Annotated in this window: 1 protein-coding gene; it reads left to right on the top strand. The window is 38.0% G+C overall.

The window, feature by feature from the left end:
- Positions 1–67 precede the first annotated feature (67 nt).
- On the top strand, positions 68–413 hold a 346-nt coding region (locus J8L97_RS23235), incomplete at its 3' end, for a helix-turn-helix domain-containing protein (protein ID WP_211053091.1).

Raw genomic sequence — 413 nt, 5'->3', positions numbered from 1 at the left:
CTTGAATTTAGAAAAATCAAAACAACTATTAGCCCTATCAAGAAAAGAATCTAACGCTAGAAAGCGAATGCGTTTACTCGCGGTAGCACTCTTTTTTGAAGGCGAGAATCGAACCAATATCGCTCGACGCTTAAACACCGCCAGAAGTAGCGTTAACAAGTGGGTATCAAATTATTTGGAAAGTGGTTTAGCTGGGTTAGACAATAAACCTATTTCAGGTCGCCCTGCCAATCTCACTATACAGCAACAATCAGCAGTTAAAGCTTTTGTTTTGCAACATGCTAAGTCCACGGGGGGTGGACGATTGATTGCTGCTGATATTCAAAAATATATCATCGACAACTTTAATGTAAAATATCAGTTAGGTAATGTTTATCGTTTATTACATAGCCTTGAATTAAGCTGGATAACAA

The sequence above is a fragment of the Pseudoalteromonas sp. MMG012 genome (assembly GCF_018100875.1).
Classification (GTDB): Bacteria; Pseudomonadota; Gammaproteobacteria; order Enterobacterales; family Alteromonadaceae; genus Pseudoalteromonas; species Pseudoalteromonas aurantia.
The sequence above is the reverse complement of the archived record's forward strand: the minus strand, read 5'-3'. Positions and strand labels throughout refer to the sequence as shown.